This window comes from Methyloceanibacter methanicus (assembly GCF_001723285.1).
GTDB classification, from domain to species: Bacteria; Pseudomonadota; Alphaproteobacteria; order Rhizobiales; family Methyloligellaceae; genus Methyloceanibacter; species Methyloceanibacter methanicus.
The window spans coordinates 101,319-126,412 of sequence record NZ_LPWG01000002.1 but is presented as its reverse complement, the minus strand read 5'-3'; the positions used below and the strand labels follow the sequence as shown (position 1 = coordinate 126,412).

15 protein-coding genes, 1 tRNA gene and 1 pseudogene are annotated in these 25,094 nt (G+C 65.3%); 8 read left to right on the top strand and 9 right to left on the bottom strand.

The features are described 5' to 3' along the window. The first annotated feature begins 82 nt into the window (after positions 1-82). The 6 genes and pseudogenes from hemC (at position 83) to AUC68_RS01145 (ending at position 5,476) form a co-directional block, all read left to right on the top strand. Positions 83-1,009 (top strand): hydroxymethylbilane synthase, encoded by a 927-nt coding sequence (hemC, locus tag AUC68_RS01165; protein ID WP_069435970.1) that lies wholly within the window; start codon positions 83-85, stop codon positions 1,007-1,009. A 9-nt stretch (positions 1,010-1,018) separates the two neighbouring features. Continuing rightward, on the top strand, positions 1,019-1,735 hold the full coding sequence (locus AUC68_RS01160) for a uroporphyrinogen-III synthase (protein WP_083240279.1): 717 nt from the start codon (positions 1,019-1,021) through the stop codon (positions 1,733-1,735). A gap of 56 nt (positions 1,736-1,791) precedes the next feature. Then, a complete protein-coding gene (locus AUC68_RS01155; protein WP_069435968.1) occupies positions 1,792-3,381 on the top strand; it encodes a COG4223 family protein in 1,590 nt (529 codons plus the stop codon). Between the two features lie 20 nt (positions 3,382-3,401). Then, positions 3,402-3,785, top strand: a pseudogene (locus AUC68_RS18500) (heme biosynthesis HemY N-terminal domain-containing protein); the annotation flags it as partial. Positions 3,786-3,969: 184 nt separating this feature from the next. Then, positions 3,970-5,220, top strand: a complete 1,251-nt coding sequence (locus tag AUC68_RS17295) for a hypothetical protein (RefSeq protein WP_244500330.1) — start codon at positions 3,970-3,972, stop codon at positions 5,218-5,220. A gap of 180 nt (positions 5,221-5,400) precedes the next feature. Next, positions 5,401-5,476: transfer RNA gene (locus AUC68_RS01145), tRNA-Thr, on the top strand. A 59-nt stretch (positions 5,477-5,535) separates the two neighbouring features. Here the strand turns inward: AUC68_RS01145 and AUC68_RS01140 are convergent. After that, entirely contained in the window at positions 5,536-6,396 is an 861-nt protein-coding gene (locus AUC68_RS01140; protein ID WP_069435966.1) for a 3-hydroxybutyryl-CoA dehydrogenase, read from the bottom strand. A 377-nt stretch (positions 6,397-6,773) separates the two neighbouring features. Here AUC68_RS01140 and AUC68_RS01135 point away from each other — a divergent pair, with 377 nt between their 5' ends. Next, positions 6,774-9,239, top strand: coding sequence for a DUF3141 domain-containing protein (locus AUC68_RS01135; protein WP_244500329.1), 2,466 nt, complete (start codon positions 6,774-6,776; stop codon positions 9,237-9,239). A 39-nt stretch (positions 9,240-9,278) separates the two neighbouring features. Here the strand turns inward: AUC68_RS01135 and AUC68_RS01130 are convergent, their stop codons facing one another. From AUC68_RS01130 to AUC68_RS01095, 8 genes are all read right to left on the bottom strand, one after another. After that, positions 9,279-10,133 (bottom strand): MipA/OmpV family protein, encoded by an 855-nt coding sequence (locus AUC68_RS01130; RefSeq protein ID WP_069435965.1) that lies wholly within the window; start codon positions 10,131-10,133, stop codon positions 9,279-9,281. Positions 10,134-10,388: 255 nt separating this feature from the next. Further along, complete coding sequence (locus tag AUC68_RS01125; RefSeq protein ID WP_069435964.1) at positions 10,389-11,582, bottom strand: acetate/propionate family kinase; 1,194 nt, start codon at positions 11,580-11,582, stop codon at positions 10,389-10,391. After that, positions 11,582-12,988, bottom strand: a complete 1,407-nt coding sequence (locus AUC68_RS01120) for a bifunctional enoyl-CoA hydratase/phosphate acetyltransferase (RefSeq protein WP_069435963.1) — start codon at positions 12,986-12,988, stop codon at positions 11,582-11,584. The genes AUC68_RS01125 and AUC68_RS01120 overlap by 1 nt, the downstream gene beginning before the upstream one ends. Before the next feature lie 70 nt (positions 12,989-13,058). Beyond that, complete coding sequence (locus tag AUC68_RS01115; protein ID WP_158008194.1) at positions 13,059-15,428, bottom strand: DUF3141 domain-containing protein; 2,370 nt, start codon at positions 15,426-15,428, stop codon at positions 13,059-13,061. Then, positions 15,403-16,167, bottom strand: coding sequence for an enoyl-ACP reductase FabI (gene fabI / locus AUC68_RS01110; RefSeq protein WP_069435961.1), 765 nt, complete (start codon positions 16,165-16,167; stop codon positions 15,403-15,405). Before fabI ends, AUC68_RS01115 begins: the two co-directional genes overlap by 26 nt. Positions 16,168-16,364: 197 nt before the next feature. Continuing rightward, positions 16,365-17,543: an osmoprotectant NAGGN system M42 family peptidase gene (locus AUC68_RS01105; RefSeq protein WP_069435960.1), complete on the bottom strand. Its 1,179-nt coding sequence runs from the start codon at positions 17,541-17,543 to the stop codon at positions 16,365-16,367. An 80-nt stretch (positions 17,544-17,623) separates the two neighbouring features. Further along, entirely contained in the window at positions 17,624-19,387 is a 1,764-nt protein-coding gene (gene ngg, locus AUC68_RS01100; protein WP_069435959.1) for an N-acetylglutaminylglutamine synthetase, read from the bottom strand. An 8-nt stretch (positions 19,388-19,395) separates the two neighbouring features. Then, on the bottom strand, positions 19,396-21,171 hold the full coding sequence (locus tag AUC68_RS01095; protein ID WP_069435958.1) for an N-acetylglutaminylglutamine amidotransferase: 1,776 nt from the start codon (positions 21,169-21,171) through the stop codon (positions 19,396-19,398). 457 nt (positions 21,172-21,628) lie between these two features. Between AUC68_RS01095 and AUC68_RS01090 the strand changes: the two genes are divergently transcribed. Further along, positions 21,629-25,087 (top strand): L,D-transpeptidase scaffold domain-containing protein, encoded by a 3,459-nt coding sequence (locus AUC68_RS01090; RefSeq protein ID WP_069435957.1) that lies wholly within the window; start codon positions 21,629-21,631, stop codon positions 25,085-25,087. Positions 25,088-25,094: the final 7 nt, after the last annotated feature.

Below are 25,094 nucleotides of genomic sequence, written 5' to 3'. Positions count from 1 at the left end.
CGCACGAAACGGTCCAATAATGCGGGGCTCCACTCCTGAGTCGCCGGCGCAGCACTCTGTTAAAGCAAGGATTTTTCGCGCTTTGCCCGCATCCCTTCCGATTGGCACAAGAGGCAGTCCGCTCGCGCTCTGGCAGGCCGAGCACGTGCGCGACCGCTTGTCCGCCCATCACGGTCCAGAGCGCGGCGCGGCGTCTCTGAAGGTCATCACCACCAGCGGCGACCGCATTCAGGACAAGCCGCTGGCCGATTTCGGCGGGAAGGGCCTTTTCACCAAGGAGATCGACGAGGCGCTGCTTCGGGGCGACATCGCGCTCGCCGTGCATTCCACGAAGGACCTGCCGACGCAGCTTCCGGAGGGGCTGTGCCTGGCCGCCGTGCTGCCTCGCGCCGATGTCCGCGACGCGTTTCTCAGTCCGGTTGCGCCGTCCTTGGCCGCGCTGCCCGCCGGTGCCGTGGTCGGCACGTCGTCCTTGCGCCGCGCGGCGCAGGTCAAGCGCGCCCGTCCGGACCTGCGCGTCATCGACTTCCGCGGCAACGTCCAGACCCGGTTGAGAAAGCTCGCCGAGGGCGTTGCGGATGCCACGCTCCTGGCCAAGGCAGGCCTCGACCGGCTCGGCCTTGCCGAGGCGGCCACGTCGGTCCTGTCGGTCGAGGACATGCTGCCGGCCGTTGCGCAAGGCGCGATCGGGGTCGTGGCGCGCACGAACGATGTGCAAACGCGCGCGCTCCTCGAACCGCTGAACGATGCGACGACGCAATTTGCCGTCCGGTGCGAACGTGCGTTTCTTGCGGAGCTCGACGGGTCGTGCCGGACGCCGATCGCGGGTCTTGCCGCGATCGAGGACGGCGCCATCCGGTTTCGCGGGTTGATTCTCTCCCCGGACGGCGCAGAGTGGCACGAAGTCGAAATGACCGGTCCCGTTGCCGAGGCGGACGCCATCGGCCGGCAGGCCGGCGAGGACGTGCGCGGCCGGGCCGGCCCCACTTTCCTCGAAAAGCTGATGTGATGTGACTGGATGCGCTTACTTGTAACGAGACCTGAGCCGGACGCGACACGCGAAGCCGACACGTTGTTGGCCCTGGGCCATGAACCCGTGCGCGCCCCGCTGCTCGAGATCGAGTTCTTGGAGGACGTTCCTCTGAACCTCGATGGCGCGCAGGCGATCGTCATCACCAGCCGGAACGCCTTGCGCGCGCTCGGGACCCATCCGGAACGGGAGCGCGTCGTGGCGCTCCCTCTCTTCGCCGTGGGCGAGGCGACGGCCTGGGCCGCACGGCAACTTGGCTTCACCGAGGTGACGATCGGGCCGGGGACGGGAGCCGGGCTCCCTCCACTCATCTGCCGGGAGGTCCATCCCGACAACGGTCCGCTTGTCCATATCGGCGCGGAGAAGGTTGCCTTCGACCTCAAAAGCGCGTTGGAGGACAGCGGCTTCGAATTGCGCCGGGTGATTCTCTACCGCTCTCATGCGGTCGAGAGTCTGAACGAGGCGGTTGTCGACGATCTCAAACACGGGGACATCGCGGGCGTCATGCTCTTGTCGCCGCGGACCGCGCGTGCCTTTGCGCGCCTGGTGCAACGCTACGGCCTCGTCACACAAGCTAAGGGACTTGTTTGCTATTGCTTGTCGAAGGCGATAGCAGAGGCCGTCGTGCCTTTGGGGTTTGCCGCCCGCGTTCCCCAATATGCGCGCGAGGAGGATCTCATCGCGCTTCTGGAGTCCGGCGCGTGATGGGTCTTTCGGTGGGGTCGTGGGCACATTGGCGATAGCGCAGAGGTCATGATGCGATGAGTGGGACCTTCGACGAGAGGGGCACAGGATCCGAGCTCCCGGGCAAACGCCCTGCGCCGACCATCGAGGGCACGGCGACGGAGGTCGAGGTGCAACCTGTCGACGATGCGGACAAGGACGCCGGCGAGACCGACGAGACCGCGGCGCCGGCGCTCGAAGCCGCGTCCTCCGGGATGGACGACGGAGACGCTGCGAAAACGCCCAGCGAAGAGCCGGGCGAGGAGGATGAGGCCTCCGACGGCGACGAGTCCGATAGCGACGACACCGATCACGAGGCGGATGACGCCCCGGCTGCGTCTATGGCGCAGCCCCAACCTAAGCCCAAAGGGCGTTCGTTCGGCGCGAGGCTGTTCGCCTGGATCGCCGCGCTCTTCACCCATGCCCTCGCGGGCCTTGCCGGCGGACTTGCTGTCCTCGCGGCGCTATCCTGGGGCTATTTGCCCGTCAGCCTCCCGCAAGATACGGCCGGGGCCGATGTCATCGCGAGCCGGATCGCCGCCCTGGAGTCGGCGCCGCAGACTCCGGACAATACGGCCGCGCTCGAGGCGCTGAAGTCCCGGCTGGCGACGCTGGAGTCCAAGACCGCCGAGCCCGCGCAGCCCGCGGTCGACCCGGCCGAGATCAAGGTGCTGTCGGAGCAGGTGGCGCAAATGGAGGCCAGCCTCAAATCCATGGCCGAGGCCGCGAAGGACGGCGGTTCGGTCAGCGATGCCGCGGCCATCAGCCGGCAGGTCGCCGAGGCCGAACAACGTCTCGACAGCCAGATCCAGAGCAAGGTCGAGTCGGAGGTCAGGTCGGCACTGGCAAGCGGTGCGGCCCCTTCGGCCGACGCGAAATCCGTCGAGGCCCTCAAGACCGAGGTCGCCGACCTGGACGCCAAGCTCAAGGCTCTGACCGAGGCCGCACTCAGCGCCGATGACGGGTCAAACTTGAAGCCCGAGCTCTCCGCCTTGGAGCGGCGGCTGAGCGCGATCGAGACGACGCTTCCGTCCTTGGCCGAAGAAATCGACGCGGAAAACGCACAGACCAAGCGGGCCAACCTTGCCATTGCCTTTTCCGGCCTGCGCGACGCGGTCGTCGCAGGACGCCCCTACGCGACCGAGCTTACGACGATGACAGCCCTCTCGCCCGACTCGGAGGAACTTGCAGACCTGATCGAATACGAGGACACCGGCATTCCGACCGTGTCCATGCTCACCGAGCAGTTCGGCCCCTTGCGGGACAAGGCGCTCGTCGCATTGTCCGAGTCGGAGTCGGGCTTGCTCGGCCGGTTGCTGGGGGGCGCGCAATCTCTCGTCAAGGTCCGGCGCATCGGCGAAGAGGCCGAAGGCGATGGGCCCGATGCGATCCTGGCGCGGGCCGCCGCACGGCTCGAGGACGGAAAGCTCCAGGATGCGGTCATGGAGCTCGAAAATCTCGACGGTCCGCCAGCGGCAATCTTCGCTCCATGGATCGACGGTGCGCTTGCGCGCCTCGATGCCGAATCCGCCTTGCAGCGGTTGCAGGACGCCCTGCTTGTCTCCCTCGTCGGGGGCGGCGGCGATCCGAAGCCGAATCCCAGAACGCCAGACGCAGAGACGGAATAGCCGCAGAGACAGAATAGCCGATGACACGCATCCTCTTTTTCATCCTCTTCGTCATCGCGGCGGCGCTGGGCTTGGCCTGGCTTGCCGACCGGCCCGGCTCCGTCACCGTGGAGTGGCTCGGCTATCAGATCGAGACGAGCGCCTTTGTCGGCGTTCTGACCGTCGCGATCTTCGTCTTGGCCTTGATTCTGGTCTGGGCCGTCCTGCGCTACATCTGGACACGGCCGTCCGCCGTCGCCGCGCATATGCGGCAACGCAAGCAGAAGCAGGGATTCGACGCTCTCTCGCGCGGCCTCGTGGCGATCGGCGTCGGCGACCGGGCCCAGGCGCAGCGCTATGCGGGGATCGCGCAGCGCAACCTGCCGCGCGAGCCGCTGACGGCGTTGCTGCGGGCCCAGGCCGCGCAACTGAAGGGTGACAACGCCGCGGCGCGGCGCGCTCGAAGGCATGCTCGACACCCACGAGACGGAGTTGCTCGGCGTGCGCGCCTCTTCCTGGAAGCCAAGCGCGCGGCGACGAGAGCGCCGCCCTTGTGCTCGCGCAGCAGGCGGTCGACCGCGACCCCAAGCTCGCTTGGGCGTCAATGCCTTGTTCGACCTCCAGGCCCGGTCCGGCGACTGGGACCATGCGCTGAATACGCTCGCCATCGCCCGGCAGAATGGCCATGTGGATTCGGCGGCCGCCAACCGGCGCCGCGCGGTCTTGCTGACCGCCGAGGCGCGCGAAACCGAAACGTTCGATCCCAACAAGGCGCTGATTCTCGCAAACGAAGCCTTGCGGCTGGCGCCTTCGCTCGTTCCGGCCGCGGAGCTCGCAGGCCGCCTGCTCGCCTCGAAGGGCGAAGTGCGGGCCGCGTCGCGGCAGCTCCTGCGGACCTGGTCGTTGTCGCCCCATCCTGATCTTGCCGTGGCCTATGCCTTTGCCAAGCCCGGCCTGTCGCCCAAGGACCGGCTCAAGCGCGTCGAACATCTCGCCAAGCAGACGCCGGACGACGTGGAAGGCGCCGTTGCCGTGGCCCAGGCGGCCGTCGAGGCGCAGGAGTGGCAGCGGGCTCGCGACGCGCTCGCGCCGTATCTCCAAGACGCCCCGTCAGCGCGCATCTGCACGCTCATGGCCCGGATCGAGGGGGGCAGCGGCGACAAGGGACGGGAGCGCGAATGGCTTGCCCGGGCCTTGCGCGCCCCGCGCGACCGGGCCTGGATCGCCGACGGCTACATTTCGGATCGCTGGCTTCCGGTGTCCCCGGTCACCGGCGCCGTGGACGCGTTCGAATGGAAGGCGCCGGCGGACGCGATTGGCCGCCCTGACGAGACCCTCCAAATCGAGGAATGGACCGGCCCGCCGCGCGATGCCAGCGCCATGCGGCGCGAGGCGCACCCTTCGCCTGCGCCCGTGCATGCTCCCACGGCCGGCGACGAGGCCGCGGACCGGACCGGAGAGGCCACCCCGTTGCTCGACGATCAGGTGATCGAGGGCACCGCCGAGGAAGTGGCCGTCTCCGAGGCGGAGCCCGCCAAAGCCGAGCAGACCGAGCCGGTCCCGCCTGTCGCAGAGACGGCCCCCGACGAGAAGCCGTCCGACGAGAAGCCGCTCGACGAAAAGACGCCGGGGCCGACTCGTCAGACCCAAGGGGACGCCGAGCCGTCCAAGGAGGCCCCGGACGGCGCGTCGGCCGGGGTGTCGCCGTCTGTCGCCGAACCGGCCGCGCCAGCGGATGGCAAGCCCCGTGCGGCGATTCTGGTTCCGGACCGGGCGCCGGACGATCCTGGCGTCGCCCCTGAGGACGTGGACGAGACGGAGATCTCGCTCGAACGGCTCCGGGCCGCCCATATCCGCTAGGCTCTAGAGCGACGAGTTGTGGGCGGCTAGTCTTGGGCGGCTAGTCTTGGGCGGCGTCTTGGTGCGAGGGCAGACCGGCAAGCGGCCGGTCAATCTTCACGTGCGGCCCGCTTGCGCCGCGCCGCCAATGGCATTAAGCACTGGGCCCACATTGGCCACACCCAATGGCCCACAAGAAGGGCCGCAATAGCTCAGTCGGTAGAGCGGCGCATTCGTAATGCGTAGGTCGGGGGTTCGAATCCCTCTTGCGGCACCACTTCCCGTCCGGGACCCGCGCGCCCGGGCGGACGTCTTCCCGGACGCGCCGAACAGCCCCTAGCTCCCGTAGTCGAAGAAGCCCTTGCCGGTCTTGCGGCCGAGATAGCCGGCGGCGCACATCTGTTTCAGCAGCGGGCTCGGCCGGTATTTCGGATCGTCGAAGCCGTTGTAGAGCGTTTCCATGATGTTGAGACACACATCGAGGCCGATCAGGTCGGCGAGCGCCAGCGGCCCCATGGGGTGGTTGGCGCCGAGCTTCATCATGTCGTCCACATCCTCGGGCGTGGCGACACCCTCGGCCACGCAATTGACGGCCTCGTTGATCATGGGGATCAGGACGCGGTTCACCACGAAGCCGTAGCTGTCCTTGGAGACTTTCGCCTCCTTGCCGACGGCTCCCACCATGGCCGTCACCGCGTCGCAAACCGCATCGCTCGTCTGGAGCGCGCGGATGATCTCGACCAGCTGCATCAGCGGCACGGGATTGAAGAAGTGCATGCCGATGACCCGCGAGGGGTCCTTCGACACCGCCGCGATCCGCGTCACGGAGATGGACGAGGTGTTGGTGGCCAGAATGGCGTCGGGCCGGCAGACCTCGTCGAGTTCGGCGATCAGAGCTGCCTTCAGGTCGAACACCTCGAGAATGGCCTCGACCACCAAGTCGCAATCGGCAAGCGCGGACAGTTCGGTCGTGCCCGTGATCCGCGCCAGCGTCGCGTCGCGGTCGTCCGCGCTCATTTTCTCCTTGGAGACGAGGCGGTCCAAACTCTTGGTGACGGTCGCCACGCCCCGTTCCACAAACTCCGGTTTCAGGTCGCGCATCACGACGGGAAAGCCGGCCGCGGCGAAAGTCTGCGCGATCCCGTTCCCCATCGTGCCTGCGCCGATCACGCCGATCTTGCGAATTTCGATCGCCATTGAGGCCCCCTTTGTTCAGACGCAATACGAGACGGCCGCTGGCCAAGCCCAGAGGCCCGTCGAGGCCGGCGCCTGCGCGCTGTCCGGACCGCAGGACTCGTCTCCCCGAAAGGCTTAACCATCTTGCGTTGTCACTAGGGTGACACTCCAAGGGCGCGGTTGCACAGTGACTCTGTGTCGCCGGGCTTTTTCTTGCAGGTGCGACAGAAAAGCCTAGAATGTTTGGCAACAATAACAGCGGCCTTCTTGGTCTGGGTGGACGCGCTTCAACGGGTTGTCATTCAACACGCGTAGGTTTTCCTCTCGACGGCACTACCAACGCATCGTCCGGTCTACCTCGCGTCGCAAAGACTTGCAGCTCAAAGGCCCACTGTCCCATGACCGACCCTGTTGCCGAAGCCGGCACGACATCCGATCACGTTATCGAATCCATGTTCGACTCCGTCGCGAAGGCGGTCTCGGAGTCGCCGGGAGTGATGTTCAATCGGCGGGTCGAGGCGGCCACCAAACTCTCCGATGGCCTGCAGTCGACGCAGACCTTCCTGATGCGCAGTGCGATGACCCATGCGGAGCGCATCTCGCGCGAACATCAGCAGCGCCTGAAAGACTCGCTCGCCACGCTGTCGAACATCGCCAAGGGCTTCTCGGCGAACCCCGACATGGACGGGCTCAACGAGGCTTGGCAGGCCTATCTCAAGGACAGCTCCCAGCGCGCGGTCCTCACATTGGATACCCTGCGCGAGCGCGGCGACATCTTCCTGGAGCACGAAGCGGCCGGATGCCCGCCCGTCCTGACCTATGACTACGAGGTCGTTCTCGACGGTGCGGACCTGCCCCACCCGTGCAACTACATGCTGCTCAAGATCCTGCCGCCCGAGGGCGTCACGGTCGACGATACGGCGCGGCCCTATGTCATCATCGATCCGCGCGCCGGCCACGGCGCCGGCATCGGCGGCTTCAAGTCCGACAGTCAAGTCGGCGTCGCCCTGACGCGGGGACATCCGGTCTATTTCGTCGCCTTCCGGCGCGAGCCGGTTCCGGGGCAGACGCTCGCCGCCGTCACCCGCGCCGAGTCCGAATTCGTGCGCGAGGTCGCCCGGCGCCATCCGCAGTCTCCGAAGCCTGTCATCACGGGCAATTGCCAAGGCGGCTGGGCGACGCTTCTTCTCGCGGCCACGAACCACGACCTCACCGGGCCCATCGTCCTGAACGGATCGCCCGTCTCGACCTGGGGCGGCGAGGTCGGCAAATACCCGATGCGCTACAATGGCGGCGTTCTGGGCGGCACCTGGCAGCCGATGTTCTGGTCCGACTTGGGCGACGGCGTGTTCGACGGCGCCCATCTGGTTCTGAACTTCGAGCTGCTCAACCCGAGCCGCAATTACTTCGGCAAGTATTTCGACCTGTATCGTGGCGTCGATACGGGACGCGAGCGCTTCCTGGAGTTCGAGAAATGGTGGGGCGGCTTCTTCCTGCTGAACGAGGCTGAAATCCACTGGATCGTGGAGCAGCTCTTCGTCGGCAACCGGCTGGCCAAGAACGAAGCCGCGCTCGAACCCGGGCGCCATATCGACGTCAAGAATATCCGCTCGCCGATCATCGTGTTTGCGAGCCGTGGCGACAACATCACCCCGCCGCAGCAAGCCTTGAACTGGATCGTGGACAGCTATGCGGACTCCTCGGAGATCAGGGTCCGGGGACAGCGCATCATCTACATGGTCCACGATCAGGTCGGACATCTCGGCATCTTCGTGTCCTCGAAGATCGCCAAGCGCGAGCATTCGGAAATGACAGGCACCATGGAAGCGATCGAGTCGCTCGCGCCGGGCCTCTATGAAATGAAGATCGACGACTATCACGGTCATGGCGAGGGACGCGAGTTCACAGTCAGCTTCCATGAGCGCTCGCTCGATCAACTGCGCGCGCTCGACGACAACCGGGAAGACGAGAAGCCGTTCGCGGCGGTGGCGCGCATGTCGGAGATTCAGGCGCAACTCTACGATCTCTACCTGCGGCCCTTCGTGAAGGCCATGGTCAATCCCGGCGTCGCCGAGCTCGCCCGGATGCTGCATCCCTTGCGGCTGCAGCGGGGCCTGGTGTCGGGGCGCAACCCCGTGATGGCCGGTGTCACGGGTCTTGCCGAGAAAGCGAAGGAAGAACGGGAGCCTGCCGCCCCCGACAATCCGTTCGTACAGGCCGAGAACGTGTTCGCCGCGCTGTTCGAACAGTCCATCGACTTCGTCCGCGACATGCGCGATGCCATGTACGAGAACATGTTCTTCTCGATGTGGGCGACGCCCTGGGCCGCGGCGTTCGGCCGGCCCAACCTCCCGGGGCGGACGCTCAAGAACGAGGCGGAGCTTCGTGCGCTGCCCGAGGTTCAGTCGGCGCTGCTGCATATCTCGGAGGGCGGCTTCACGGAGGCGGTCATCCGTATGCTGATCCTGCTCGCGGACTCGCGCGGCGAAGTGCGGCGCGACCGGCTCGAGCGGGCCGGTGCGGTGCTCACCGAGGACGAGCCCTTCCGGTCGCTGAACACAGACCGCCGGCGCCAGATCATCGACGAACAGACGCTCGTGGTTCAGTTCGAGCGCGAGCTGGCGATCCAGACCCTGCCGGACCTGCTGAAGTCGTCGGAGGACCGGAAGCTCGCGGCCGAAGTCGCGCAATACGTGCCCGGGTCGATCGACGAAATGTCACCGAGCACCTTGGAGATGCTGCAACGGTTCCGGCATGTCCTGAAACTGCCGCCGATCTCCGGCGACATCACCAAGGATCCGCTGGCCGGCCGCGGCTTTGGTCCCTTGCGTGGGGCCAACCAGGTACCCTCGGCTGCGGAGTAGCACGTCCGGAACTTGTGCAGCCGCGCTGGGACGGAAGGGTTAGCGGTTCCAGTCGAAGCGGTAGGCGAGCCCGACCGTTCCCGAAACCTGATCGGCCGTTTCGACGACGGGGCTGTCGGCCGCTTCGTCCAGAAGCCGGCCATAGCGCACCCCGCCCTTGAGCACCCAGCGGTCGCTGATGTCGTAGGTGCCGCCAACGGCAATGAAGACATCCTTGATGCCGCCATCGGTGGTGTAGACGGGAAGGCCCGCTTTGGACTTGCGGCTCTGGTTCTTCGTCACGCCGAAATAGGTCTGCATGAACTCGGCGCTCGCGAACGTGGTGCCGACGCGGATCCCGACACTGGCGCGGTCCGTCAACCGCCGCTGCGTCTCGATGCCAAGACGATATTGCGGCCCGGCCGAATCGCCCGTGAGCTTGTCGAGATAGGCGGCGTCGAACGTGAACGCGCCGAACGTGAAGGCGGAATAGGCGCCCAGGACCAGTCCACCCGTGACGTCACCGAGGCCCCGCAGCAAGTCGCCGTCGCTCTGCTCTCGATCCGTGATGTAGCCCGTGACCGCGCCGACCTGAAAGACGTCGCCCCCAAGCACGCGAATGCGGATGTCGTCGAGCCCCCGAAAGGCGACGCGATTGCGCACCTCGGTCAGGACCGTGTTCTGATCTTCTTCGCGCACCACGAACTGCGGCAGGATCACCGGGATGGGGATGACTTCGACTTCGTTCGAGCCCTCGTATTTCGGCTGGACGACGGCCGCAGCGCCGATGCCGAGCGTGCTCTTCGTGACCGTGGTTTCCCCGCCCGTCGGGCTCCCGACCAGGACGCCTTGCGCCTGCGCGCCGGACGCGACCAAGCCGCCCGTCAGGAAGGCGCCGATGGCGACAGACGCCATGACTCCCTTGGCGGAACCATGGCACTTGGCAGAACCTTGGCGCTTGGCGGAACCTTGGCGCCGTACTGACCCGAACCCAAACCGCATCCGTGGAATCCCCGTTGAATCGTCGATCCTTTTAGCATGGAATGTTAAAAGGAGGTAATCGAGATGCCGCCGGCGCCCGTCCGATCGTGATAGGAGCCGGCGATACAACCCGGTGCTTTCAAGCGCGGGCGTGGTGCTTGTGCCGCATCGTCCGCAATCTGAAGAACGCTACGCGGCGGCAACGGACTCGTCGGCTTTGCGGGCCTTCTTCGCGGCATGATCGGCGATCATGAGCTCTTCGTTCGTCCGGATGATGAAGACCCGCACACGGGAACGGTAGGACGAGATGACCGTCTCGCCCTCGCGGTTCTGCGTCTCGTCGAGCTCAAGACCAAGCCAGCCCAGGTCCTGGCAGACCCGTTCGCGGATGCGCCAGGCGTTCTCGCCGATGCCGCCGCAGAAGACGAGCGCATCGAGACCCGAAAGAACCGCCACCATGCCGCCCAGCTCCCGGCGGATGCGGTACACGAAATAGTCGATCGCGCGCCGCGCCTCGACCGTCCCGGCCTCTTCCAGCACACGCATGTCGTTCGACAGCCCCGACAGTCCCTTGAGACCGGACTGCTTGTAGAGGAGGTTCTCGATCTCGGCTGCCGAGAGGCCCTTTTCCGCCATCAAATAAAGGACCACGCCCGGATCGAGCTGGCCGCAGCGCGTGCCCATGGGAAGGCCGTCCAGCGCCGTGAATCCCATCGTGGAGCCGACGCTCTGCCCGCCCTGGATCGCGCACATGGAGGCGCCGTTGCCAAGGTGGGAGACGATCACGCGCCCCGCCGCATGCATCGGCGCCAGCTGCTTTAGAGCGCGCGTGACGTATTCGTAGGAGAGGCCGTGAAAGCCGTAACGCCTAACGCCTTCGTCGTAGAGTTCCAACGGTAGAGCGTAGGTATCGCTCACCCACGGATGCTGCCGGTGGAAGGCCGTATCGAAACACGCGACCTGCACGGCCTCCGGAAAGGCAGCCTGCGCGGCCCGGACGCCTGACAGATTGTGGGGCTGGTGCAGCGGGGCCAGCGGAATCAGCCTCTCCAGATCCGCGAAACGCTGCTCGTCGATGACGACGGGCGCACTATAGTCCGGCCCGCCATGGACGATGCGGTGTCCGACGGCTTTGATCCGGGCACCCGAGAACCGAGATTCGATCAGCGCGAGAATCGCCGCCAGCGCGGAGGCGTGATCGCCGACTGCGTTCCCATCGAGATCGCTCTCGGTCTTTTCCGCGTCGGCAACGCGGGCGCTCAGGCGAGGGCTGGTTCCAAGGCCTTCGACCTGCCCGCGGACGCGCTCTTCGAGGGTGTCGGCCTCGAACAGCGCGAACTTGATGGACGAGGACCCTGCGTTGAGCGTGAGAATATGCGTCATTACTCCGCGGCCTCCGCGAGACGGACCCCGATGGGCTGGCCGTGCTCCTGCCAGTACCGGTACAGCACCGCGATGGCGCAGGATGCGAGCCGGGCCTTCTCGCCGTCCGCCCGGCTGGTCAGGATGACGGGGCAGGATGCGCCGAGCGCGATACCGGCCGCCTCGGCGCCGGCCACGAAGGCCAGTTCCTTGGCCAGCATGTTACCGGCTTCGAGATTGGGAACGATCAGGACCTCGGCATGACCGGCCACGAGCCCCGTCACGCCCTTGGTCTTCGCGGCTTCCGCGTCCATGGCATTGTCCATGGCAAGCGGGCCGTCGACGACGCCGCCCTTGATCTGTCCGCGATCCGACATTTTCGATAGAGCGGCCGCGTCGAGCGTCGAGGGGATCTGCGGGTTCACCGTCTCCACCGCGGACAACACGCCAACTTTGGGGGTCTCGATGCCGAGCGCCCGCGCGACGTCGATTGCGCTCTGCGTGATGTCCACTTTGGTGGTGAGATCCGGCGAGATGTTGATGGCTGCATCTGAAATGATCAGCGGGTGGTCGAGACCCGGGACATCCATCACGAAGGCGTGGCTCATGCGGCGGCTCGTGCGCAGCCCGCCCTTACTCTTCAGGATCTCACGCAGCAGATCGCTCGTGTGCAGATGGCCTTTCATCAGGGCGCCTGCCTGCCCTTCATGGACAAGCTCGACGGCTTTGCCGGCCGCGGCAACATGATCGGGGATGTCGATGATCTCGTACGGCCCAAGGTTCTCGCCGGCCTCCTTGGCGGCCTGGCGAATGAGCGTTTCGGAGCCGATCAGGATCGGCCGGATGAGGCCGTGTTCCGCCGCGAGCAGTGCGCCGCCCAGGGACTCTTTTTCCTCGGGCGCCACGACCGCCGTCACGAGCGGATCGAGCCCCTCGCAGGCGCGGATGTACTCGTCGAAATGCTGATGCCGCTGCACGACGATCTCGGGCAGGTCCTCCATGTCGACGCTGACTTTTCGCTCCGGCGCCAACACCTCGGCGACACCCTCGGCGACTGTCTCGCCGCCCCGGCCGGTGACGACGGTCTCCATCGCAACGATGGAGTCAGGCAGTTTTTCCTTCACCGTGACGGAAACCGTCAATTCATCGCCTACATGGGCGCGGTCGAGAAACCTGAGGCTTTGAGAGCGGTAGAGTGTCCCCGGTCCCGGCAGCACATTGCCCAGAACCGATGAGATCAGCGCGCCCACCCACATGGACGGCGCCACGGCCTCCGTCTGGTCGTCGTCCGGATCCGGCATGTGAAGCGGGTTGAGGTTTCCGGATGCATGGGCAAATACGTAGAGGTCGTTGGCGGTACACACCCGTTTGACCTGCGCGGTGTCGCCAACATTGAGTTCGTCGTAGAGCTTGTTCTCGCGGATCATGTATGCCTCCTGGGGTCTACTGCATTCCGCTGCCTAATCGCTCGCTTGCTCCGGCAAGGCTCCCGCCGTCTTAGGCGCCGACCCGAACGTCAGGCGCCACACCGTTGCTCTTTCCTGCGGCCGGTTCTTTCCAGCCCCGGGCCATGGTGTACAAAGTTGATTGCAGTTGCTTGAACATGGCGATCGTCCGGCCGTCCATTTCCTCGATGGGACCGACAATATCGAACACGAGGTTGACCGCGCGGACACGATCGACATCGTCGCGCAGGAGAACCGGGAGAGACGACACTGCGCCCTCGCCCGCGAATTCGACAATCATGTTCTGCTCACTAATGAGGCGAGCGCGCTGATCCGGCGTCATCGTATCGAAGGGCGCGCGCGAATGCAGCAGGCGATTTGTCCGCTCCAGCCGGTCGCGCCGGACGGAGCCGCGCGCACGTGCCAAAAGGATGAGCATACGAACGATTGCTTCCTTATAGCCTCCCGCCTCGGCTCTTTGTACGGCATCTCGAACTTGAGGCAGTTTTCGAATGTTATGCTCCTGCGGGCGCGACTGATATGTGGCTCCAAGCCGCATCATCCAAGGGTTGCCGTAAAGACCGAGGAAGGCGAGTTCCATCCAAGCGTCACGCATGTCGCGAGCAAGGTTGAGGCTTTGTTCAACGGCGGTCGCCGCAAAGCGCTCCAACTGCAGGAATGGGTTGTCCTCGTCGGCTTTCGCTCGCGTCTCGCGCGTCGTCTCGGCGAGCGAGGCGATGTCGCTGAGCAGGGGGTTGTCGCTCGAGAAGAAGGTGTACTGCTGACGCATCGGATGAAGGCGCCGCAAGGTCTCCGCCACTTCCGGCGTGACGAGCGCCTGAAGGATCGGCTGCACCGTCAGCTCGTAGGACTTGACCGCCCATTCCGATAGGCGCGCGACAGCGGCGAACGCGGGCTCCTCTTTCCGGTCGCCGCCAAGCGCGAGGATATCGTCGATGGTGCGGGCCTCGAACGACACTGTCGGCGGCCCATCCCCCTCGTGGATCAACATCTCGTAAAGACCCGGCGCGAGGGACTCGATCGTCTTGACGACCGATGCGATCTCCTTGTGCTGCTTGTTCGCCACCTGCGCGGACACGAAGATGCCGAGATGGCCGATACTGTCATGCAGCGTGTAGACGATGACATGACCGCGCGCGCGCAACTCCTGGACCGACTCGTATAGATCGGCGATCCAGAACAAGGCTTGCTGCGGCGGCGTGATGTTGTCGCCGTGGGAGGCGAACACGACGACCGGCGACTCGATGCGGGTCAAGTCCACCGGCGTGCCGTCGTCAAGCATGGCCTCGCCGCGCACCAGCTTGTTGCCGACGAAGAGGTTTTCCACGATCCAACGGATCTCCGCCGCGTTCATGAAATAGAAGCCGGACCACCAGCGCTCGAAATCCAGATAACGCTCGGAGTCCCAATCGATCTTGGAGAAGATGTCGTAGTTCTTGCGCCAGATGGTCTTGCCGGGATTGAGCTGCTCGAAATTGTGGATGAGCGTCGCGCCGTCGAACTTGCCCGCACCGAGATCCGAGGTCAGTAGCGCCGGGACCGCACCACCCTCGATGCCGGCCAGATAGCGAAAGGGATTTCGCCCGACTTTGCCAGCCCAATAGGACAGGGGCGTGCCCGCGATCACGACCGGGCCCATCAGGTCCGGATGAGTCGCGGCGAGGATCATGGCCGCCCAGCCGCCCTGACAATTGCCCGTGACGAGAGGCTTGGAACTCTTGGGGTGCCGCTCGCGCACCGCTTTCAGGAACTCCGCCTCCGCAGCGCACACTTCAGCCAGGGTCTGCCGGGGCTCCGGGTCGCGGAAGAAGATCACGAAGTAGACGGGGTGACCGTCGCGCAGCGCCTCGCCCACTTCGGATTCGCTCTTGAAGCCGCCGATCCCGCTGCCCTGACCGGCGCGCGGGTCGATGATCACCCAAGGGCGGCGGTCGTCCCGTGGCGGGGGCGTACCCTCGGGCGGAACGATGCGGACCAGCGCATAGTTGGCCGGCCGTTCCAGCAAGCGCCCGTCGACGACGATCTCGTAGTCGAACGCGAGCACGGGCGTGAAACCCTCCGCCTCGCGGGCGGCGCACGCATCGCCGCGGCGGCGCAGCGTGTCGAGGGTCAGCACCCAACGCTGGGCGGCGTCTTTCCAATAGGCGGCAAGGGCGGCGGCGGCCTGTGGACCCGCGAGGCCGGTGCTCACCGCGACCCAGTCCGTGGTCAGCTCGCTCCAAACCGTCCGCGCCTTTTCCGAAAGCTCCGAGCCATGTTGCACGGCGAGGTCGCCGAGGAGCTTCGCCTGCTCCTGTGCCCGATTCAGGTCTTCCGCCGCGTGACGGGCATAAGCGTCGCGGCTGTTTGAATATCCGTTCGCTCCGTTCGTGGCGTCATCCGACAATGTGGTATCCGCCATCGATGTAGTGGACGCCGCCGGTGACGTTCTCCGCCTCGCGGCTGGCAAGGAAGGCCGCATACGCACCGACATCCTCGATCGAGGCGAGATGAGTGGTCGGAGCGCGCGAGGCTGCCTCGTTCATCAATTCGTCGAAGCGCGAAATTCCCGATGCGGCCCGGGTCTTCAAGGGCCCGGGAGAGAGGGCGTTGACGCTGATGCCCTTGGGCCCCAGTTCGGCAGCCATGTAGCGCGTGACGGACTCGAGCGCGGCCTTTGCCGGCCCCATGATGTTGTAGTTCTCAACAACTTTTTCAGCCCCGAAGAAGGACACCGTCATACAGCTGCCGCCATGGCGCATCAGCGGCTCGGCGCGGCGGACCATCCGGATGAAGGAGTAGACCGAGATGTCCATCGCCGTGATGAACCCGTTGCGCGAGCAGTCCACCACGCGGCCGTGGAGATCTTCGCGCGGGCAAAACGCGATGGAATGCAGGCAAATATCGATATGGCCCCAGATCTGACGAATCCGGTCGAAGAGCTGGCCATACTGGCCGTCCTCCCGAACGTCGAGAGGCAGCAGAATCTCCGTACCGAGCTTCTCCGCCAGCGGCCGCACAAATTGCTCGGCGCGTTCGTTCTGATAGGTGATTGCGAGATCCGCGCCCTGGTCGCGAAACGCCTTCGCGCAGCCAAAGGCGATGGAGTCCTCGTTTGCGACCCCAAGGACGAGGGCCTTTTTTCCTGCAAGTGAAAACATGAAATGGCTCGATATGCTTGTGACGCTGGAAACTACCGGTGCAACATGACACTTCGGATTCAGTGAGGCGCGCCCGTTGCGCGTTATGGTCGCGGGGCGGCTGGCCCGGCGCAGGGCTCCAAATCCATAGAGCGGACGGCGACGCCCGGCAGACCGGCGCGGTCCGGCGTCCCGGGCGTCCCCGACAGGGTCGCCGCCTAGTCCTCGAGGGCCTCGTCTTCGATTTCGTCCATGCGCACGTCCGAGGACAGTTTCTGCCGTGCTTTCTCGGTCGGCTGGCTGGTGAAGTCCTCCAGGGTCCCCACCTCTTCGGCATCGCGCCAGAAGGCAATCGGGCTCAGCAGATACGCCGTGATGAGTTCGGCCAGGGACCGCAGGGCGTGAACGTGAATGCGCTCCCACCCGTGGGAGGCGTCGACGCCAAAACAGATCAGGGCGGTGCGGACGTCGTGACCGGCCTCGACGGCCGAGGCCACGTCGGACCGGTAATGCCGGAAGACGTCCTTCTGGTAGTAGATGTCGTCCTCGCGGCATAGGCGCGCGAGCTTCCGCGTGAGGTGATAATCGAACGGACCGTTTTGGTCGGCCATGGCCAGCGTCACGCCGAACTCGGAGCTGTTCTGGTCGGCCGCCGACGTGCCGTTGTCGACCGCGATGAGCGAGGCGATGTCCTCGGTCAGAATATTGGCGGCGCCGATGCCGACTTCTTCCTCGATGGTGAAGAGAAAATAGACGTCGACTGGAAGCTGATCCTTCACATCGATCAGGGCCTTCAGGGCGGCGAACATCACCGCCACGCCGGCCTTGTCGTCAAGATGGCGCGAGCAAATGAACCCGTTCTCCAGGAACTCTGGCTGCGGATCGATGGAGACGATGTCGCCGACATCGATCCCGAGCCTGAGAGCCTCTTCGGCGTTCGAGCAGCGCGCATCCACGCGAATTTCCACTTGGGCCCAGCCGATCGGCTGTTCGTCCACCTTGTCGCCATAGGTGTGCCCGGAGGCCATGAGCGGCAGGATGGTTCCCCGGTAGCTGCCGCGCTCGGTGAAGATCGTGCAGCGGGCCCCTTCGGCAAAACGCGCGCTCCAATAGCCGATGGGGACGACCGCCAGCCGGCCGTTGCTCTTGAGCGCCTTCACTTGTGCGCCGAGCGTGTCGAGATGGGCGGCGATGGCGCGGGCGGGGCGTCGCTCCTTGCCTCGCAGCACGGCGCGGATGGCGCCGCGGCGCGTCACCTCGAACGGGATCCCGAGCCGGTCCAGTTCCTGGCCGCACCACTGCACGGCGTTGTCGGTATAGCTCGTGGGGCTCGGAATGCTGAGGAAGGTTTCGAGCGTGGCGGCAAGGTAGTCGAGATCGATATGAAGAATAGTCATCACGCAAGCCCCGTTGCTTGGAGCGCTTGCCGTGGCGGGGCGCCCCTTATGGATTGGTTATCGGTTTAGTACGAGGTCGCTTACATTTGAAGCGCTTTGCGCACCGTCGCCGGTACGGTCTGGGGGAAGAGAAGGTCGACGAAACGGGCCGCGGTCGGCTGCGGCTCGTGATTGGCGAGGCCCGGGCGTTCGTTGGCCTCGATGAACCAGTAATCCGGCTCCGTGGGCGTTTTCACCATGAAATCGATACCGGTCACCGGAATTTCGATAGCCCGCGCCGCCGACACAGCCGCCTCGATCAGCGTCCGGTGGAGAATCCCGGTCACGTCGTGGATCGTGCCGCCCGTGTGCAGGTTGGCGGTCTTGCGCACCGCGATCGAGGCATCGACCTCGGGAACGTCGTCGTAGGTGTAGCCGGCCGCGGCGAGGCAGCGTTCGGTCTCCGCGTCCATGGGAATGGCGGACTCTCCACCCGTTGCCGCCAGCCGCCGGCGCGTCTGACGCTCGATGAGCTCGCGCACGGTCGATTTGCCGTTGCCGATAATCGTCGCCGGCTTGCGGATCGCCGCCGCGACCACGCGGTAGTTGATGACGATGATCCGAAGGTCCACGCCCGCGACGAACTCCTCCAGGACGACCTCGTTGCACAGCGTCTTCGCATAGTCGATGGCCGCCTTCGTATCGTCCCAGTTCGTCAGGCCGACCGCGATGCCTTTTCCCTGCTCGCCACGGGCGGGTTTCACCACGACCGACCCGTAGTGCCCCAGGAAGGCCCGTGCGGTGTCGTCGTCGTCCACCGTGATCTGCTCCGGCACGCGCACGCCTGCGGCCCTGACGATGCGCCGCGTGACCCGCTTGTCGTCACAGATGCTCATGGCGATGGCGGTGGTCAGCGCGGTCAAGCTCTCGCGGCAGGCCACAGAGCGTCCCCCATGGGTCAGCCGGAAGAATCCACCTTCGGCGTCGATGATCTCGACTCCGATGCCGCGCCGATGCGCTTCGTCCACGATGATGCGAGCGTAAGGATTGAGCGCGTCGTATTCGTCGGAGCTTTCGGTAAAGAGCTGCTCGTTGATGACGTTCTTGCGCTTGACCGTAAAGGTGGCCCAGCGGATGAACCCCAGCTTCTCGTAGAGCGCGATCGCCATCTTGTTGTCGTGCAGGACCGACAGGTCCATATAGGCGCAGCCACGGTCCTTGAAGTGCTCCGCCAGAGCACGCACGAGCGCCTCGCCGATGCCGGGCAGCGTGGACTGGGTGTCCACGGCGAGGCACCAAAGCGAGGAGCCGTTCTCGATGTCGCCGAAGGCTGCGTTGTGATGCACGCCCGTGACGGTGCCGACGATCGCCTTGGTCTGATCGTCCACGGCCACGAGATAGGTGATGGCCTCGCTGTCGCGATGCTCCCAGAAGAAGTTCGGTGCAATCGTCACCATGCGACGCGCCGCATAGATGCGATTGATCTCTTCGGCGTCCTGGAGCGAGTTCAGCCGCCTGATTATGAAAGCGGTGCGGCGCGGTCGCGCGGGCTGGTACTTCTTGAGATCGAGCCGATAGGTATGAGACGGGTCCAAGAACAGTTCCTGGGGCGCCGCGGCCAGCACCACATGGGGATCGAGAATGTAAAACGCGATATCGCGCCGCCCCGGTCCCTCCGCGCGCAGGCAATTGGCCACGTCCGATGCTTTCGTGAACGTCTGGCCAAACAAGAGCCGTCCCCAGCCGCAATCGAACGCAACGTCGCTCTGGAGCGCACCTTTCGGAGACAGGTTCGCGCGCGGCGTCGTGCCGCGCGGAGCGCTGTCCTGACTAGCGCTTTCGGGGCTGTTCTTTTCCGTACTCATGCCGGTGCCTAGAGGTTGTGGGTCTGAAGCCAGAGCTCCAACAACGCACACTGCCAAAGTTCCGATCCGCGTAAGGGGGTAATGTGCGCTTTCGGGTCGGCAAACAGACGGCCGAGATATTCGGACCGGAACAGGCCCCGCTCGTTTTGCGCCCGGGAGGACAGCGCGTCGCGCGTCATGTCCAGCACGGGGCCGTCGATATATTTCAGCGCCGGCACGGGGAAATACCCCTTCGGCCGGTCGATCACCGACGAGGGAATGACATCCCGCGCCACATCTTTGAGCACGCCCTTGCCTTCGTCCTTGAGCTTCATTTCCGGCGGCACGCGCGCGGCAAGTTCCACGAGCTCATGATCCAGGAACGGCACCCGGGCCTCGAGCCCCCAGGCCATCGTCATGTTGTCGACGCGCTTCACCGGATCGTCGACGAGCATCACCGTGGTATCGATGCGCAAGGCGCGGTCCAGCGGCGTTTCGGCGCCCTCTTTCATGAGGTGGGCTTCGACCAGGCGCGCCGGCTCGTCCTCCTCGGCCATCCAGACCTCGCTGAGATGGGTGGCGAGCTTTTCGCGTCCCCGGTCGAAGAACAGCGCCCTGTAATCGGTCAGCACGTCGTTCGAGGTGGCAAGCTTCGGATACCAGTGGTAGCCGGCGAACACCTCGTCGGCGCCTTGGCCGCTCTGCACGACCTTCACATGCTTCGCCACTTCGCGGGAGAGAAGGTAAAAGCCCACATTATCGTAGGACACCATGGGCTCGGACATGGCACCGATCGTGTCCGGCAGGGCCTCGAGCATGTGCTCCGTCGGGATCATGATCTTGGTGTGGTCGGTGCCGAAATGCTCTGCGATGATGTCCGAATATTGAAACTCGTCGCCCGCTTCGCCATGCGCGGCTTCGAAGCCGATCGAGAAGGTCTTGAGGTGCTGCTGGCCGGCCTCGGCCAAAAGGCCCACGATCAGGCTGGAATCGACGCCGCCCGAAAGCAGCACGCCCACCGGAACGTCGGCGATCATCCGCCTGTCGACCGCCCGGCGCAGCGCTGCACCGACGCGATCCTTCCATTCGGCATGGCTGATCGCCAGATCCTCGGCCGAGCGCTCGAACCGGAGGTCCCAGTATTGGATGTCCTTGAAGCTGCCGTCGGGCTCGATCAGACGCAGCGTCGCGGGCGGCAGCTTGCGCACCCCGCGCAGGATCGTGTGCGGCGGCGGTACGACCGCATGAAACGTCATGTAGTGGGCGAGGCCCACCGGATCGAGGGCCGTGTCCACGTCGCCCGCGGCGACGAGCGCAGGAAGCGTCGACGCGAAACGGAGGCGCTTGTCGTTCAGCGTGTAGTAGAGCGGCTTGATGCCGAGCCGGTCGCGGCCCATGGCCACGCGGCCCGTGTCGCGCTCGTAGACCACGAAGGCGAACATGCCGTTGAAGCGCTTCGGCGCCTCGGGACCCCAGGCGTGCCAGGCTTTTAGGACGACTTCCGTGTCGCTTGTCGAAAAGAACCGGTAGCCCTGTGCTTCGAGCTCGGTCCGCAGATCCTTGTGATTGTAGATGCAGCCATTGAAGACGAGCGTGAGACCGAGTTCGGAATCGACCATGGGCTGCTGGCCGCGCTCCGACAGATCGATGATCTTGAGGCGCCGATGGCCGAAGGCGAACGTGCCGCGGGACACGATTCCGCCCCCGTCGGGCCCCCGCGGAACCATCGAGCAGGTCATGGCGTCCATGGCTTCGACCGACGCGGGCGAGCCGTCAAACGTGATCTCGCCGCACAATCCGCACATGTGTTATCGCCTCAGTTGGAATGAAGGTTTCAGTCTGACGACAGCGCCTGGTCCAAGATGTAAGCAAGAATGGGGCCGACTTTTCTAGGCTCAGCGCGCCGCGGCGGCAGCGCTCTCAAGACGTCAGAAGTGCTGTGATAGCCGGAATTATTGCATCAAGGCCTGCATCGATCAAATCAAGGCCGGCAGAAAGACCGGGTCAAATCGGCGCAGATGCCCATTTTTCAGGCAGGTTGGCCGTGAAGTCCTTAGCTCGACTATCGGAGCAGCCACAATCATGGTCGCGAAACCGTCAAAAAGATGCGACGCTGGCGTCCTTGTGATGGGTTGTGTTTCCCGAGGCCAAGGAACTGCCCTGTTTTGCCATTATGTTTAGGCTCTTGCGCGATCCTCTCCAAAATCACGATGGGAAAGTCTACACCAAGGGATGATGTGCGGCGGGTTTGAGGGGCGACGAATGAGTGGACGATTCGCCATTGTCGGGCTGACGGCGCTGGCGTTCTTGGTTTTTGGGGCTGGCGCCGGTTTGGCCCCGTCCAAGGCGACGGCCGAATTCCGCGTGCCCGGTCTTTTCGGCGGCAAGCCGGCAGTTAAGCGCAAGCGCTATCGCGCGCCCCGGCCCGTGCAACCGAGCCGCAATCCGGATCGCGTATTCGCGACCGTCTCCGCCAAGGCCGTCTCGCCGGAGGTCGCCAAGAACAGCGATGCCGTTCTCGGGGTTGGCACCACGTCGGCCGCAAGCGTTGCCTTGGCCTTGCCGGCGCCCAGGCGCACGGCGGCGAAGGACGAGGACCCGGCGCCGTCCGTGGCCGCCGAGGCGAACGCTGATGAGGCCAAGGCTGACGAGTCCAAGGCTGACGAGTCCAAGGCTGACGAGTCCAAGGCTGACGAGGCGAAGACGGACGAGTCCGACACGGCAGAGACGGCATCTCAAGACACCAAATCCGCGGAGACCGAGACGGCCGATACCGAGACGGCGGACTCCGAAACACCCGATTCCGAACTGGCCGATACCAAGACAGCCGACGCGCAGGACGATGCGTCTTCGGCCGACGAAGTTGCCTCGGCGGCGGACACCGGCACGGCACGGGCCGAAACGGAGACTGAGGTCGCAGGCGAGGCGGATCCCAAAGCCGAGTCCAAGACGGAGCTCGCGGCTGACTCCGAAGATGAGTCCCAGTCCGTGGCGGACATGGACTCCGAGCCGTCGTCTGAATCCAAGACGTCGTCCGGGTCCAAGACGGCCGATTCAGAAGCTGACACCGAGACGGATGGCGACAGCAAGACGGCTTCGTCGGATTCAAAGCCGGACGAAACCGCGAGCGCGACCGATGGGGCCGATACGGCGGCGGCTTCGGATGCCGCGCCGAACGCCGACACTAGAGCCGACGATGCCAAGTCTGGTGATGTCAAGGCGAGCGAGACCAAGACCGCTGACGCCGAAACGGGCGACGACGCAACGACCGGCGACGACGCAAAAGCGACCGAGACGAGCGATGCCAATTCTGGCGATGCCAGTTCTGGTGATGCAAAGTCTAATGAGACTGAGCCGACCGAGACCAAGGCGGCCGATGCGGGCACCGGCGAGAGCGCTGACAACAAGGACGCAGACAAAGAGGCCGCGACGGACGTAAGCGACGCCGGCGGGGCCAAAACCGCCGATGAGAAGACAGCTGACGAAAAAACCGCGGATGCTAAGTCCGCCGCAGCCGCGTCGGACGAGTCCGATGCCGCCGAAGCGACGTTGGCGGACAAGACCGACGAGATCGCCGTGACCTCCCCGTCCGACGTCGGGACGGCCGCCGCGGCCACGGCTGCAGCGGTCACGGCGGCGGCGCTTGCGGCGAAGGCCGAAGCCGATGGCTCCACGGAGGCCGCCGACACGTCTGAGGCCGAAAGCGCTGAAGCTGACGCCGACAGCGCAGAAGTGGCGGCCGACGCCGGGCCAGTACCGCCCGCTCCGCAACCGAAGCCGGAGGCGGTCCGCCTGGCCAACAAGACCGGCGTTGACGCCAAGGACGAATCTGGGGTCAAGGACGGGGCCGAAGCCGAGACGAAAGCCGAAGCCGACACAGAGACCGACACGAAGACCGCGTCCGACGTGGTGTCGGAGCCCGAAGCCGATCCTGTGGCGACGGCCTCGATCGCGCCGGCCTCGGCGCCGAGCAGCACCGCTCAATCAGCGGTGCCCGCGGATGTGACCGACGTCGCGCGCGCAGCCGATGCCCCTGCGGCAGCGGCGCCCAAGCCCGATCCACGCGCCTACAATGCGACGGTCGTTCTGGATGTGTCGCCGCCGCCGGGCAGCGAAGAACCTGACGTCGAGGAGACCCAAGTCGCCGCTCTCAGTCCGGGCTCGGCGCTCGTCCCGGACGACGGTACCGCCGCCGAAGACGAGCCCCCGGCGGACAACGCGGTCGATGTTGGGCCGCCCCCGCCTCCGCCCGTCGACCCGGTGATTGCGTCGGTCCGGTCCAAGCTCGAGGGCCCCGCGGCGCCCAAGGTCGCCGCCGCCGATTTGGAAGCCCTCAAGACGCTCTATGGCGAGCGTGACGACGAACCGTTCTGGGTCACCGAGGACGGCCTGACGTCCGGCGCCAAAGTGCTCATCGCGACGATCCAGGACGCGGACGATTGGGGGCTCGATGCCGGCGCTTACGCGGTGCCGGACCCCAACGCCGCCCTTGCAACCGACGAGGCGCGGGCGGACGCCGAGCTCGCATTGTCCGCCGCCGCTCTGAAATACGCGCGCCACGCCCAGACCGGGCGGCTCACTCCGTCGCGAGCCCACAAGCTGTTCGACTACAATCCAAAGGCGCGCGACCCGAAGACCGTGCTGACCGGGCTGGCGGCGTCCGAGACGCCGGACAAGGCGCTCCTCGCGCTTCATCCGCAATCGGAGCAATACCAACGGCTGCATGCCGCGCTCGTGCATGCCCGCGACACGGCGCAGGGCCTTGGCCGCAATCCCGACAACGACCGGAACGTCCAGCGCATCGTCATCAACATGGAGCGCTGGCGCTGGCTTCCGTCGGATCTCGGTAGCTTCCACGTTTGGAACAACATTCCCGAGTTCCAGTTCCGGGTCTTCAAGGGCGGCCGCGAAATCTACCGGGAGAAATCGATCGTCGGGCAGGTCAAATACGCCACGCCGTTCTTCTCCGCGCCCATGCGGAACATCGTGTTCAATCCCAATTGGACGGTTCCGCCGACCATCGTCAAAGAGGATATCGCTCCGAAATTGAAAGGGCCCCGGCGCTCAGGCGGGCTGTTCAGCGGTCCAGAGTCCAGAAACAGGATGTTGAGCCGCTATGGGCTCACGGTCAGCAAGGGGGGCAAGCCAGTCGATGCCGACGCGGTGGACTGGCAGACCGCGAACGTTCACACCTACACGTTCACGCAGGATCCCGGGCCCCACAACGTGCTGGGCCAGTTCAAGTTCAATTTCCCCAACAGTCACGCCATCTACATGCACGACACGACCCAGAAGGAGCTGTTCTCGCGCCAGACGCGGACACTGAGTCACGGCTGCATCCGCGTCAATCAGCCGGCACGCTTTGCCGCCTTGCTGCTCGGCGAGGACAAGGGCTGGTCCATGGGGACGGTCCAGGACGTGCTCGCGCGGGCGCAAGGCCAGACCAAGGTCATCGCGCTCAACCGCAATATTCCGGTCCACCTCACCTACAATACGGCCGTTGCCGACAGCTATGGGTCGATTCAGGAATTCGGCGACGTCTACGGCATTGACAACCAGATGGCGGCGAAACTCTTCAAGAACCCCGCGTACTTCAATGTGCCGTATTCGGCGGACGTTGCGGAGACGAGTCCCGCGCCGCGCTACTCGGAGCCCCGTCCGCGCCGCCGCCGCTCCGCCAATAGCGTCGACGACTTCATCTCAGGGATTCTCGGCAACTAGCCGGCCG